The sequence below is a fragment of the Roseovarius sp. genome, from assembly GCF_040219995.1.
Lineage (GTDB): Bacteria > Pseudomonadota > Alphaproteobacteria > Rhodobacterales > Rhodobacteraceae > Roseovarius.
Genome location: NZ_JAVJUC010000009.1, coordinates 1 through 12,484, shown reverse-complemented (window position 1 = coordinate 12,484; position 12,484 = coordinate 1). Strand labels below are relative to the sequence as shown.

Here is a 12,484-nt window from a genome sequence, read left to right as displayed (position 1 = left end):
CAACCCACGTACGGGTCCTGCGGCATAACAAAATGGCAGTGAAACTTTCTGGCTTACCTCTAACGTCGAGAGACCACTGCCGACGTTCAAGCGTAGTTCATATGTTCTTCTCTAGTGGCAAGGTTCACGCAGACTGTCCAAAAGGTCAGATCAGCTCTTACAATGATAGCAAGAAATCTCTTGATCGCTGAAAGTGATGTCGCAAGGATTTAGCCGCTTCACGCGTTGGATCGTCATACTGGTCAAGATGACTGAGAACCTTGAGGGTTTTGCCCACGTAATCAGTGATTGATCCGTCACAGGGCTCGGCATTTCCATGGTCCAAAAGATCAGACATCTTCATAGTGGCAGTGTGAACGAAAGGTTTCCGTGCGCAGACCCCGTCAATCACAATTCCAGATCCTCGGTTGCTATAAGCAAGTCCATCATACGGCAATAAGAGCACATCCACTTCCGCCATAGCCATCCGAAAAGCAGCAGCGTCCATTGCCAACGGCAGGGTTCGTATCGACAAAGCGCCAGAGATAAAGGTCGTTGTCCGCAGTCTGAGAAACTTTGAATGATAGCGGATATAGCGCTTTCTCATTTTAACCGGAGGCTGCTGCATCAAGAACTCAACGCGTTTTTCTAACGGATGCCCGTTCAGGGCATTACTGAGTTGGTGTATTATATTGGGAAGGATAAAACCGCCCTTTTCCTTGCGAAACCCCCCAAGGCAGCCAACCCGGAGGTGCCGCGCAGATCTCCCAGGCTCGAGCGACTCCTGATCACTGTCCAGAGACATAATCCCCGGAAGCATGAGACAGTCATCGCTCTTCAGGCCGTAGCAACGCGACAGGTGCTCGGAAAGGTTGGAGGTCTCCGTAACCAAGACGAACTTTCCATTTTCGACAAGCACGGACACTTGCCTACGTTCGTCATTGGAAAGATCTAGAATATGCCGCTCTTCAAGCACTCTAAAACTGACCTTGAAGTGATCTGGTGCTTGAGCAACGACGTTGAGAAATACAAGAAAATCGTGCGCGCCAACAGTCGGAACAACTATCGGTGGCCACCGGTCACCATAGCGCTCAGAAACCAGTCGCCGGATCGCATCGGCATCATGTTTGACTGACCACTCCGGACGGTGTTTGTGGTCTTTGCGCGTCGAGAGAATATTGGCAATTCGGCATTGATCACTTGCAAGGGGAGAGAAATCGGTGCCTGTCACGTAGATTTTCTCACGTTCCGGTGTCAAAGAATGGATCGCATTCATTTGCGTGTGTTCATGGCCTCCAGAAACGCCCAGATACTTCTCAAATACTATCATTTGCCGTGGTACTCCCTTACTCAGGACGTTGAGCAACTATCGCAATTTCTCGCACCAGTCCACGCAGAACGCCATGCTAACGGCAGAATTCGATCTACTTCCGCGTGCTAACGAGATGTTTCACACCCCGCGGCGGTCCTGCGGCATGCCGCCGCGCACCGCAGCCTCCGCCGCCGCCGCAAGCGCCTTGCGATCCGTGAAATCCGTAACCCGCAGCGGCGCGTGATAGAGCAGAGTCACGCCGCCCTGCCTTGCTGCGCCAAGCACCTGCACAAGATGCCCGCCAAAGCTCATGTCACCCCACCAGCCATAGAACCGGCGATCCTGATCAGACGGCGCACGGTAAATCACTGTCACCGGCTGTACCTGCATAGTCTGCGCCTTGTTTAGGGTGAAGAACGCCTCGAAAAGCGTTGATTTGAAAGAAAGAACTCGCATGCCGTCGGTCGAACTTCCTTCCGGAAAAAATAGCAGCCTGTGCCCCAGCCCCAAACGCTCTGCGAAAATCGTGGTCTGCCCGCGCGCCTCGCGTCGGTCACGCTTGATGAAAACCGTGCCGGTGAGCCGCGCCAACGCGCCGATACCGGGCCAGCCTGCGACCTCAGATTTTGACACGAAATACACCCGCTTGCGCGCGTTGAGCGCGAAGATGTCAAGCCAGGAGACATGGTTGCAGACCACCGCGCCGGGGCCGGTCATCGGCTGCCCCTCGATGCGATGCGCCATGCCGAGGATCGCGAAAACACAGCGGCTTACCCATTTGGTGATTGAGGGCGTCCAGGGCCTGTGCTGACCATAGACCGGCCGCTCAATTAGCCGCAGCGGCAGGGTGACCAGCACACCGGCCAGCAGCAAAAGCATCAAGAGCGTCCCGCGCAACGCGACCCGAGGCCAGTGCCCCGCGCCGCGCGGCACCACGGGCGGCGGCGCGCCCGACCGCCAGGTCACGCTCACCGCGTCGCCCCCTTGGCATAGATCGCGCGTTGCGTCGGGCTCAGCCGCGCGGTGTCCATGATCAGGCACACATCGGTGGTGTTGAAGGCATGATCCACATAAGCCCCCTCGCCGACATGGCCGCCAAGCCGCAGATAGGCCTTGATCAGCGGCGGCACCTGCAACATCGCGGCGCGTCGGTCGAGCGCGTCTTCCGCAATCAGATCCATCCGCTGAAAATGGTCGGGCCGGGCACGCGCCCGCAACTCGACCGGTGCCAGATGACGGTGATGTAGCAGCGATAGCGGTTGCGCCAACTGTATCGGATCTGTACCGTGAAAGCTTGCCACGCCGAACAGGATCTCGATCCCGTGGGCCTCGATATAATCGGCAAGACCCTGCCAGAGGTGATACATGCCGGGCCCGCCACGATAGGACTTGGCCAGGCACGACCGCCCCAGTTCCAGCAAACGCCGCCCGCTCTGCCGTAACGCGCTCAAATCATATTCGTCCTCGGAATAAAACTGCCCCGCGCCGGTGGCCTGATCGGCGCGCAGCAGCCGGTAGACACCCACCACAGCATCCGCCTGCGCCGTGTCGAGCAGCAGCAGGTGGTCAAAATAGGCGTCGAACCGGTCCCGCTCCAGCCGTGCATCATGATCAACCATCGGCCCGTCGCTGCCCAGTTCCGCCACGAAAACCTCGTATCGCAGCCGTTGCGCGGCGCGCACGTCGTCTTCGGTCTCAGCGAGTTTGACACGGAATTGGGGGGCGTTGGCAGTCATCGGCCTCGTCTCTGCGCTCTGTCGCGGTTCTAGGCAAGCTCACGACAAAGTGCAACGCCGCCCGCGCATGCGGGCTTGGCGGATGTTAACGATTTGATAACCTTGATCAGGGATCAAGAACGGGAAGCAGTTCCACTCGTGATCCGTCGATCACAACCTTGCCCTCTTCACGAAAGTTGACCGTTATGCGCCCGCCGATATTCGATTGCACCTGTCCCACGCCCCAATCCGGGCGACCGGGGTGCTCGACCAGCATCCCTGGCTCGAGAATCGAATTCATATCGCTCATGCCACCCCCTGACGTGAAAGCCCGACCGCATGGTGCAGGATGATCCACCGCTCTCCGCGATGATAGGCTCGCGCATCTGTCACGATCTGGCAAGCCCTCTTGGCGCGATTGCCAATGGCCTCGAACTGCTCTCGCTTTCCGGCCTCGGCAAGAGCGCAGAAATGGCACTCATTCAGGACAGCCTGCGCGGTGCCATGGCCACGCTTGATTTGTCTCGCCTTGCCTTTGGCCGCGCCGACCCGGGTGACATGATGGATGCGCAAGATCTGCACGCCACCCTCGCGGCCTACTATGCCAGCCGGCCCAGGTTGACGCTGGAATGGCAAGTGTCCGGCCCTCTCGTCCGCACCCATGCACAGATCATCGCGCTAATCTGCCTGGGTGTGGAGCGGGCCTTGCCGCGTGGCGGGAAACTTCGCGCAGCAAGCGCGCACCCGCGCATTGAAGTCTCGGCCTTCGGCAACACGCTGACCCCGGATCTGACACTTTGGGATGGTATGAAGTTTGGCAACACCCCACCCGCACCGGACCCCCGCACCGCGCAATTCAACATGCTGCATTACTGCCTTACCGTGCAGGGGCTGGCGCTTGACCACGCGCTGACCGAGGGGGCGTTCACCGTCTCGGCTTAGGCCCGCGTCGCACCATCACCCTCGACAAGATACTTGAAACTCGTCAGTTGCGCCGCACCAACCGGGCCGCGCGCGTGCATCTTACCGGTGGCAATGCCGATCTCGGCCCCCATACCAAACTCGCCCCCATCGGCGAATTGCGTCGAGGCGTTGCGCATCAGGATCGCGCTGTCGAGCCGGGCAAAGAACCGCTCCGCCGCCGCGTCATCCTCTGTGATGACGCAATCGGTGTGGTTCGAGCCGTAGAGCCGGATATGGGCAATCGCGCCATCGATATCCTCGACCACCTTGGCCGCGATGATGCTGTCGAGATACTCGCAGCCCCAATCCTCAGGCTTAGCGGGCACCGTGCCGTCGATCCCCAACAGCGCCTCCTCGGCGCGCACCTCGACGCCCGCGTCGATCAGCGCGCGGATCACCCCTTGCCCGATGGTGCCCGCCACATCGCGGTGGATCAGCAGGCATTCCGCCGCGCCGCAAATCCCGGTGCGCCGCGTCTTGGCGTTGAGCACGACGCGCAGGGCTTTCTCCGGGTCCGCCGCCGCATCTAGATAGATATGCACGATCCCTTCGAGATGGGCAAAGACCGGCACCCGCGCCTCGCGCTGCACGAGGCCGACCAGCCCCTTGCCGCCACGCGGCACGATCACATCAATCGTGTCGGTCATGGTCAGCATTTCCTGCACCGCCGCGCGATCCCGGGTCGGCACACGCTGAATCGCGTCCTCTGGCAGGCCAGCCGCGCGCAGCCCCTCGACCAGACAGGCATGGATCGCGCCCGATGAATGAAAGCTCTCGGAACCGCCGCGCAGGATCACCGCATTGCCGGATTTCAGGCAGAGCGCCCCGGCATCCGCCGTAACATTGGGGCGGCTCTCGTAGATCACCCCGATCACGCCCAGGGGCGTGCGCACGCGGCGGATATGAATACCCGACGGCTGGTCCCATTCCGCCAGAACCTCGCCCACCGGATCCTCTTGTGCAGCCACGGCGCGCAGCCCCTCGACCATGGCCTTGATGCGGGCCTCATCGAGCGCCAGCCGGTCCATCATTGCCGCTGACAGCCCCTTGTCGCGGCCAAGCGCCAGATCCTCTGCATTCGCGGTCAGGATCGCCTCACGCCTCTGCCAGACCGCATCGGCGGCGGCCTCCAGCGCATGGCGCTTGGTGGCGGGATCGGCCACGGCCAGTTCTGCGGCGGCGGCACGCGCCCGCGCGCCGATCCCGGCCATCAGCGCGGCAATATCGGTCTGGTCCTTCATGGTCTCGCCCCCTGCAAACACGTTTCAGATTGCCATATCGTCGCGGTGGATCAAAGGGCCGCGCGCCGGATAACCCAGCACCTCCTCAATCTGGTCCGAGCGCAGGTGCTTGATCCGGTCGGCATCGCCCGCGTCGTAGCGCGTGAGACCCTGTCCCAGCACGCGGCCCATCTCATCGGCGACCTCGACCGGATCACCCCGGCCAAACCGGCCCGTGACCTGCATGACACCGGCAGGCAAGAGGCTGCTGCCCTTGGCCAACGCGCCCGCCGCGCCTGCGTCAACGGTGATCCGCCCCTTGGGCTTCATCGCCGCGATCCACGCCTTGCGCTTTTGCTGCGGATCGCCTTGCGCCAGAAACCACGTCGCCGGGGCCCCCTCTTCCAGGGCCCGCACCGGATGCAGCACCGCCCCTTGGGTGATCGCCATGTCGCAGCCACCCGCCGTAGCGGTCTTGGCGGCCATCAGCTTGGTCTTCATCCCGCCCTTGCTCAAACCCGATCCGGCATCGCCCGCCATCGCCTCGATCTCGGGGGTGATCGCGTCGATCACATCAAGCCGATGAGCGGCCGCGTCCTGCATCGGGTTTGCGGAATAGAACCCGTCCACATCCGATAACAGGATCAGCTGATCCGCCCCTGCCGTAACCGCCACCTGCGCCGCCATCCGGTCATTGTCGCCATAGCGGATTTCATCGGTGGCGACGGTGTCGTTCTCATTGACAATCGGCACCGCCCCAAGACGCAACAACTGCTCCAGCGTGGCGCGGGAATTGAGATAGCGGCGTCGGTCGGCGCTATCCTCCAGCGTGACCAGCACCTGCGCCGAGGTCAGCCCGTGTCGCGCAAGCGCCGCATCATAGGCCCCGGCAAGGCGGATCTGCCCCACGGCAGCAGCAGCCTGGCTTTGCTCCAGGCTCAGGTCGGTCGCAGGCAGTCCCAGAACCCCGCGCCCGAGCGCGATTGAGCCGGACGAGACTAGGATCACATCCGTGCCCCGGGCCCGCAGCCGTGCCACATCCTCGGCCAGTGAGGCCAGCCACTCGGCTCGCAACGCGCCGCTCGCCCGGTCCACCAAAAGGGCCGAGCCGATCTTGATCACCAGCCGTTTCGCGTCTCTTACGGTTGCCACTGCGCGTCGTCGTCCTCTACCGTCTTGTGGCGCAGCCGGTTCGCGTCGATCCGCTCCCGCAACGCGCGCAGCACCTCTGTGACACCCTCGCCAGACACCCCCGACATCAGCATCACCGGCGTGCCGCAGGCGGCCTCCAACTCCTCCTTCAGGAAGGCGCGTTCCTCCCCGTCCAGCGTGTCGATCTTGTTGAGCACGGTCAGGCGCGGCTTGTGCGCCAACCCTTCACCATAGGCTTCCAACTCATTGATAATGGTCTGATAATCGGCCACGAGATCACCCGAACTTCCATCCACCAGATGCAAGAGCACGGCGCAACGCTCGACATGGCCGAGGAAAAGATCGCCCAGCCCCCGTCCTTCGGACGCGCCGTCGATCAGCCCCGGAATATCGGCCACGACGAATTCGACATTGTCCACGCCAACAACGCCCAGATTGGGATGCAGCGTGGTGAACGGATAATCCGCGATCTTGGGCCGGGCGTTGGACGTGGTCGCAAGAAAGGTCGATTTGCCCGCATTGGGCAGCCCCAACAACCCGACATCGGCAATCAGCTTGAGCCGTAGCCAGATCGTGCGCTCAACCCCCTCCTGCCCCGGATTCGCCCGGCGCGGGGCCTGGTTGGTCGAGGTCTTGAAACGCACGTTGCCCCAGCCGCCATTGCCACCCTTGGCCAGTTGCACACGCTGGCCGATCTCGGTCATGTCGGCGATCACCGTCTCTTCGTCCTCATCGAGGATCTCGGTGCCCACCGGCACCCGTAAAACAATATCATCACCCGTATGACCGGTGCGCTGACGGCCCATGCCATGCTGACCGTTCTGGGCAAAGAAATGCTGCTGATAGCGGAAATCAATCAGCGTGTTGAGCCCGTCCACCGCCTCGGCCCAGACCGAACCGCCATGCCCGCCATCGCCGCCGTCGGGCCCGCCATATTCGATGAACTTTTCGCGCCGAAAGCTGACACAGCCCGCACCGCCCGAACCGGAGCGGATATAAACCTTTGCGAGATCGAGAAATTTCATGTGTCGTCCTTACGCAAAGGCCACGCCGCGGGCGCGCCTCATGTCATCTTCTTGCTATAGGTCCATGTCGGCACATTGGCACAACGGGCCACGGAATAGCTTTCTGCATCCCCAAGATACTGAAAGCCGCAATTCGTCAAGACCCGGGCCGAGGCGGCATTGTCCTGAAATACGCTAGCGAAAATCGCCCGCGCCTCGTGCGGATTGGCGGCCAGCACCGCCTCCACCGCCGCCGAGGCGACGCCTGTATTCCAATAGGCCGGGGCCACCCAATAGGCTATCTCCGACCGGCCCACATCGACGCGGGCGAGGCTGATCAGCCCCATCACCTCGGTGCGGCCCGACTTGGTGCCGTCGATGGCCCAGATATCCTCGACCCAGCCCTCGGCCTGCGCCCTCGCGATCAGCGCCTCGGTGCTGCCCGGCGGCAAGGGGTGCGGGATCGAAGACGTGGCCCGCGCCACCCGCTCGTCACCTGCATTGTGCGAGATCAGCCCTGCATCCGACACCCGCAAGGGCCGCAGGTCAAACCGCTCGGCCTCGATCACCGGCTGATTGACGATTGTGTCCAGTTTCATGCGCTCCTCCTCATGCTTCGGGCGCGTCGCGTGTCTCATCCAGTTGGGGACTCCGGCCCGCGTCACAAGATGCGCGCTCCTCTTCGCACCCGATTGTGACGCATCCTTGACCGCGCCTTGGCCCTTAGACGGAAAAGGGGACCGGCAGCTTCGCCGATCCCCTCGTGTCATTGACCTGTCAAGGACGGCTTACTCGGCGGCCTCCGCCACTGGCAGAACCGAAATGAAGGTGCGGCCCTTGATGCCCTTGTGGAATTTCACGGCACCCTCGGCCGTGGCAAAGATCGTGTGATCCTTGCCCTGCCCTACGCCCGCTCCCGGCCAGAACTTGTTGCCGCGCTGACGCGCGATGATGTTCCCGGGAATCACGGCTTCTCCGCCGTATTTCTTGACGCCAAGGCGGCGACCGGCAGAGTCGCGACCGTTACGGGATGAACCGCCTGCTTTTTTATGTGCCATTTGGTCTCTCCTTAGCCTTTGGCCAGATCTTGGGCCTGCGCGATCCAGCCTTCACGCTCGATCCGACCCTTGAACGACAGTTTTTCGTCCATATCAGCAACGTCGGCCTCCGTCCATGCCGCGATCTGGGCAAAGGACGTGACACCGGCCTCGTGCAGCTTCTTCTCAAGCGCGGGGCCAACGCCCGACAGTTTCTTGAGATCGTCATCACCGGCTGCGGCTTTGGGCGCCTCGGCCTTGGCGGCTGCCTTCTTGGCGGGTGCCTTCGTCTCGGTGGCGGCCACGGCCACGGCCCCGACGGACCCGGCACCGATGGCGGCCTTGACGCCCGACTTGTCGCCACCCTTGGCGAGGATCTCGGTCACGCGCAGCAGGGTCAGCTGCTGACGGTGGCCCTTTGTGCGCTGCGAGCCGTGTTTGCGGCGCCGCTTGACGAAGTGGATGACCTTGTCACCCTTGACCTGATCGACGACCTCGGCCTGAACGGCGGCACCTTCGATAAGCGGCGCACCGATCACCGGCGCGTCACCGCCCAGCATCAGAACTTCGTTGAATTGAACTGTCTCACCGGCATCCGCTGCAAGCTTTTCGACACGGAGCATGTCACCCGACTGCACCTTGTACTGCTTGCCACCGGTCTTGAGGACCGCAAACATGGGCTCTTCCTTTTTCTTCCGCGCTCTGTGGTCCCTGCCCTGGCAGGCGTTTCCGGCCCCTTGGCCACCTCGAACGGCGCACCCGTCAAGGGTGTCATGAACAACGAACCCGGCAAGATCATCCCGCCGGGTTGCGGGCGTATGCGACAGCGGGGCCGCAAAGTCAAGGCCCGGTCAGGGCAAAGCTGCGTAAATCCGGGCGCGCGCGGTCTCACAATTCCTGCGCGGGCTGCAATTCGGCCATCCGGGCCGCCAGCACCTCGAAGCGGTTGGCCATGATCTCGTACTGCACCGCGTTCATCAGCTCATAGACACGCGCCATAGTGGGATGCTCCAGCGCCTCGACATAGGCGCGCAAGTCCTCGGTCGAGAGGCTCGCATAGGTCGCCGCAGCATTGGCCAGCGCCGAGGCCTCGATCTGCGCCCGCAACTCCGCCTCGCCCTCGGCCATAAGCGCGCGCAGCGCCTGTTCGTCGAGGTCGTAGTAGAGCACGCCGGCATAGGACGCGGCCAAGAGGAACCGCACCTGGATTTCCTGCACCGCGCGCACCCCCGTCCCGGCACTGTCCACGGCGGCGTTCATGTCGCGCAAAACCTCGCGCCGATCCTCCGGCATCTCGGTCATCAGATCCAGTCCGTCGGCGCGCTTGGCATCGTCGTCCTCGCGCATGTGCGAGGCATTCTCGACCGCCACCAGCCGTTGCCCGAGATCAGACGCGTAGAATTCGGCTGCATGGCTCAGCATCTCGTCGCTCAGCGTCTCGCTCAGCATGTCGAGCGCCATCTCGCGCATCCTGTCGGTGTCGAACACCTCCTTGGCCACGCGCTCCCACTCGGACCCGAAATCGCTGGCCTCGAGGCCCAGCATCGCGGGCGCGTCGGCCGCAGCCAATGCGATGGAATCGAGCGCCACGCCAAAGCCGGTGACCTCCAGATAGGCCTCCAGCCGGTCGCGATCAGCGGCACGCGCGGGCAGTGCGGCGATAGTGCCCACAACGGCCACAAAACCCACGGCAAAGACCACCGCGCGCAAAAGTGGCTTCGTAGCAAGGAGCGGGTTTTGCATCACAGATTCCTTTCTTCCAGTCACGGTGTTCAACCTAGGCAAATTCCTATGCCAAACAATGCAAATCCCCCTTGCCCCTCCAGCCAAAGGCGATTAAACGCCACGTCCAGACCCCCGCGGAGAGGTGCAGGAGTGGTCGAACTGGGCGTTCTCGAAAACCGATGACCCTTCACGGGGTCCCAGGGTTCGAATCCCTGTCTCTCCGCCAGTTACCCTTGATTTTACTGGGTAAAATTGGCAAATTATAACGATTCCCCACATTAAGCCCCACATAGAAAAAGCGCTTAAGGGTGTTTTGCTTTTTTCCTTCAAACTGCCCGGAAGAAAAAATGACTATTGCCGCCGGTTCCAGTTTGTCACCTTGTGAATTTTAGAAGGCCCCCTGTCTGGCCTCTCGGCGGCTTACCGTAACGCTTCAGGACAAGTTACGCGCGGTAACGTGGAGGTCTGATTAGTCAGCTGGTGCGCGGGATGTGCAGCGATTGGGCGGTCTCGATCCGGACGGCATGAGTGTTTCGCTTTTAAATTCCAACACCATTCGTTTCACTTCGCTGCGTGTACTCGATATGTTTCCGACCAAGACTGGGGATAGAAACCATGCCAAAGAACGCAAACTGGTGGGGTGGGTTGACAGTTAAGCACCCAATTGCCGCCTATAGATATCGCCCAAAAAACGAACATTTGGTGGATTCAATCGAGAAAGCATTGAAACGGAAAGCGCTCTGGATGACACCGCTTTCATCTCAAGATGATCTTCTTGAGGCTTCAGTAGCAAAAAGGCGGCCCACAGATTTTTCTGAGGAACAAGAAAGAACATTGCGGGCCACTAGGAGGCTGATAACTTTCATTATCCAGTCCAACACGATGATGGAAAAGCAAAAATCCGGATCTGCGTTTTCTGGTGCTGAACTGAATTCTTGGGTAGATGAAGAAATCAAATCATCGTTTAGAACTGAAATGTTAGATCAATTCCTGACTGCAGAAGACGAGCGCTTGCCTGACCTTATTCAGGAAGCGCGTTCGAACCTTCGTTGTGCTTGTTTCGCGCCAACGCCGCTCTCGCAGCCCATGTGGGCTAGTTATGCGTCCGAGCATCAAGGGTGCTGCCTTGAGTATAACGATTATTACAACTATGACTTCCAGATCTTCAATTTGCTTTCGCCAAAGCCAGTAGAGTACTCGAGCAGCAAAAGAATATTGGATAGGTATGACATTTGGGAGGCCTTGGCATTCTTGAACTACTCTAGCAGAATAGAAGCTGGGCCTTTTTCTATTTCTTCCATCGATGATCCGAGAGTCACAGCCGTTAAAAAGCTGTTACTGACCAAATCTGAAGATTGGAGTTATCAAAAAGAATTCCGCGTCGTCGACTTCGGAAATGAGAGTGGTTACAAGCAGTGGCCATTTCTGAAACTGCGCAGGATAATATTCGGAGCGGCAACTCCTGATGACCTAATCACGGAAATAACCGGTGAGTTTTCTGGACAACTCAAGTTCGCAAAGATTGAAGTGTTACCGGGTGAATCTGAGTTTCAAGTTGTAGATATGAGGTCGTAGCTGGCCGTGGCCAGCTTGGGCCGCCGCTGCTCAATCCGACAGAGCAACAAATGCTTGATGGCACCCAAGCCATTGAGCATCACCGCAAGTGCCTGCGCTTCTTCTCGACCGCCGAAAGAACGTTCGACCCCGGTCCTGTCCGCTCCGCCAATTAAATTCGTTGTCAAACAGAAATCTTGGCATTAAATGCGAACACCCCACATCAAGCACCACACAAATAAACGCTTGCTTAATATAGAGAAACTTCGGGTTTTGTCTCTGCCGTTGACGTAGCAGCAGCTCAGCAGTAGCCTCGGGATCGAAGTGATTAAAAGGAGGATTGACGTGGGCTTACGTTTTGCTCTTACTGCTACGTTAACTGCATTGTTTCTGAGCTTTGCTACCGCAGGACAGGCGGCGACGATTTCGTCGGATCCAGATCCACTTGATTTCGGAAACATTAAATTGGGTGAGCGTGCTGAACTCACATTTGAAATCTTTCCAGTTATCGACGACCCTAGTACCTTTCTCGATGTATGGCTTTCTATCGACGTATCGGGTTTTTGGGTTGTTTCTCAAGAAACCGCGTTCGGAGGGAGTTGTGTGGGCTCCTTTGACAACTGCTTGATAACGGTGGGCTTCCAACCAAATACCGTCGGGCAATATGTAGGAAGCGTGAGTGCAACTGACCTGCCACGGGATTTTTCCTCCATTTGGAATTAGAGTCCGACCCAACGAAGGGACGGACAATGAAGCGAACGAGATACAGCGAAGAACAGATCATCGGCATCCTGACCGAGCATGAGGCCGGCGCGAAGTGCGC

14 protein-coding genes and 1 tRNA gene are annotated in these 12,484 nt (G+C 59.9%); 4 read left to right on the top strand and 11 right to left on the bottom strand.

Annotated features, from left to right (window positions below):
* Positions 1-157: 157 nt before the first annotated feature.
* The 4 genes from RID11_RS01520 to RID11_RS01505 form a co-directional block, all read right to left on the bottom strand.
* Complete coding sequence (locus RID11_RS01520; RefSeq protein ID WP_350135354.1) at positions 158-1,309, bottom strand: hypothetical protein; 1,152 nt, start codon at positions 1,307-1,309, stop codon at positions 158-160.
* A 120-nt stretch (positions 1,310-1,429) separates the two neighbouring features.
* On the bottom strand, positions 1,430-2,263 hold the full coding sequence (gene olsA / locus RID11_RS01515) for a lyso-ornithine lipid O-acyltransferase (protein WP_350135352.1): 834 nt from the start codon (positions 2,261-2,263) through the stop codon (positions 1,430-1,432).
* The gene (gene olsB, locus RID11_RS01510) at positions 2,260-3,027 is read right to left on the bottom strand and encodes an L-ornithine N(alpha)-acyltransferase (protein ID WP_350135350.1); all 768 of its coding nucleotides are present in this window, start codon (positions 3,025-3,027) and stop codon (positions 2,260-2,262) included. Before olsB ends, olsA begins: the two co-directional genes overlap by 4 nt.
* Before the next feature lie 106 nt (positions 3,028-3,133).
* The gene (locus RID11_RS01505; protein WP_050661273.1) at positions 3,134-3,316 is read right to left on the bottom strand and encodes a DUF3553 domain-containing protein; all 183 of its coding nucleotides are present in this window, start codon (positions 3,314-3,316) and stop codon (positions 3,134-3,136) included.
* Positions 3,317-3,345: 29 nt separating this feature from the next.
* Between RID11_RS01505 and RID11_RS01500 the strand changes: the two genes are divergently transcribed.
* Positions 3,346-3,948, top strand: coding sequence for a histidine phosphotransferase family protein (locus tag RID11_RS01500; RefSeq protein ID WP_350135347.1), 603 nt, complete (start codon positions 3,346-3,348; stop codon positions 3,946-3,948).
* Here the strand turns inward: RID11_RS01500 and RID11_RS01495 are convergent.
* The 7 genes from RID11_RS01495 to RID11_RS01465 form a co-directional block, all read right to left on the bottom strand.
* Positions 3,945-5,210: a glutamate-5-semialdehyde dehydrogenase gene (locus RID11_RS01495; protein WP_350135345.1), complete on the bottom strand. Its 1,266-nt coding sequence runs from the start codon at positions 5,208-5,210 to the stop codon at positions 3,945-3,947. The genes RID11_RS01500 and RID11_RS01495 overlap by 4 nt on opposite strands.
* Positions 5,211-5,234: 24 nt before the next feature.
* Positions 5,235-6,341 (bottom strand): glutamate 5-kinase, encoded by a 1,107-nt coding sequence (gene proB / locus RID11_RS01490; protein ID WP_350135342.1) that lies wholly within the window; start codon positions 6,339-6,341, stop codon positions 5,235-5,237.
* Positions 6,329-7,366 carry a GTPase ObgE gene (obgE, locus tag RID11_RS01485; protein WP_350135340.1) on the bottom strand — a complete coding sequence of 346 codons (1,038 nt, stop codon included), beginning with the start codon at positions 7,364-7,366 and terminating at the stop codon, positions 6,329-6,331. The genes proB and obgE overlap by 13 nt, the downstream gene beginning before the upstream one ends.
* A gap of 38 nt (positions 7,367-7,404) precedes the next feature.
* On the bottom strand, positions 7,405-7,944 hold the full coding sequence (locus RID11_RS01480) for a GNAT family N-acetyltransferase (protein ID WP_350135338.1): 540 nt from the start codon (positions 7,942-7,944) through the stop codon (positions 7,405-7,407).
* A 189-nt stretch (positions 7,945-8,133) separates the two neighbouring features.
* Complete coding sequence (gene rpmA, locus RID11_RS01475; RefSeq protein ID WP_350135336.1) at positions 8,134-8,403, bottom strand: 50S ribosomal protein L27; 270 nt, start codon at positions 8,401-8,403, stop codon at positions 8,134-8,136.
* 11 nt (positions 8,404-8,414) lie between these two features.
* On the bottom strand, positions 8,415-9,059 hold the full coding sequence (locus RID11_RS01470) for a 50S ribosomal protein L21 (protein WP_350135334.1): 645 nt from the start codon (positions 9,057-9,059) through the stop codon (positions 8,415-8,417).
* A 211-nt stretch (positions 9,060-9,270) separates the two neighbouring features.
* The gene (locus tag RID11_RS01465; RefSeq protein ID WP_350135332.1) at positions 9,271-10,125 is read right to left on the bottom strand and encodes a DUF2059 domain-containing protein; all 855 of its coding nucleotides are present in this window, start codon (positions 10,123-10,125) and stop codon (positions 9,271-9,273) included.
* 118 nt (positions 10,126-10,243) lie between these two features.
* Between RID11_RS01465 and RID11_RS01460 the strand changes: the two genes are divergently transcribed.
* The 3 genes from RID11_RS01460 to RID11_RS01450 all read left to right on the top strand — a co-directional run bounded on the left by RID11_RS01460 (position 10,244) and on the right by RID11_RS01450 (position 12,384).
* Positions 10,244-10,333 (top strand) — tRNA-Ser (locus RID11_RS01460).
* Positions 10,334-10,722: 389 nt separating this feature from the next.
* Positions 10,723-11,682 (top strand): DUF2971 domain-containing protein, encoded by a 960-nt coding sequence (locus tag RID11_RS01455; RefSeq protein WP_350135330.1) that lies wholly within the window; start codon positions 10,723-10,725, stop codon positions 11,680-11,682.
* A 324-nt stretch (positions 11,683-12,006) separates the two neighbouring features.
* Positions 12,007-12,384 carry a hypothetical protein gene (locus tag RID11_RS01450; protein WP_350135328.1) on the top strand — a complete coding sequence of 126 codons (378 nt, stop codon included), beginning with the start codon at positions 12,007-12,009 and terminating at the stop codon, positions 12,382-12,384.
* The last annotated feature ends 100 nt before the right edge of the window (positions 12,385-12,484 follow it).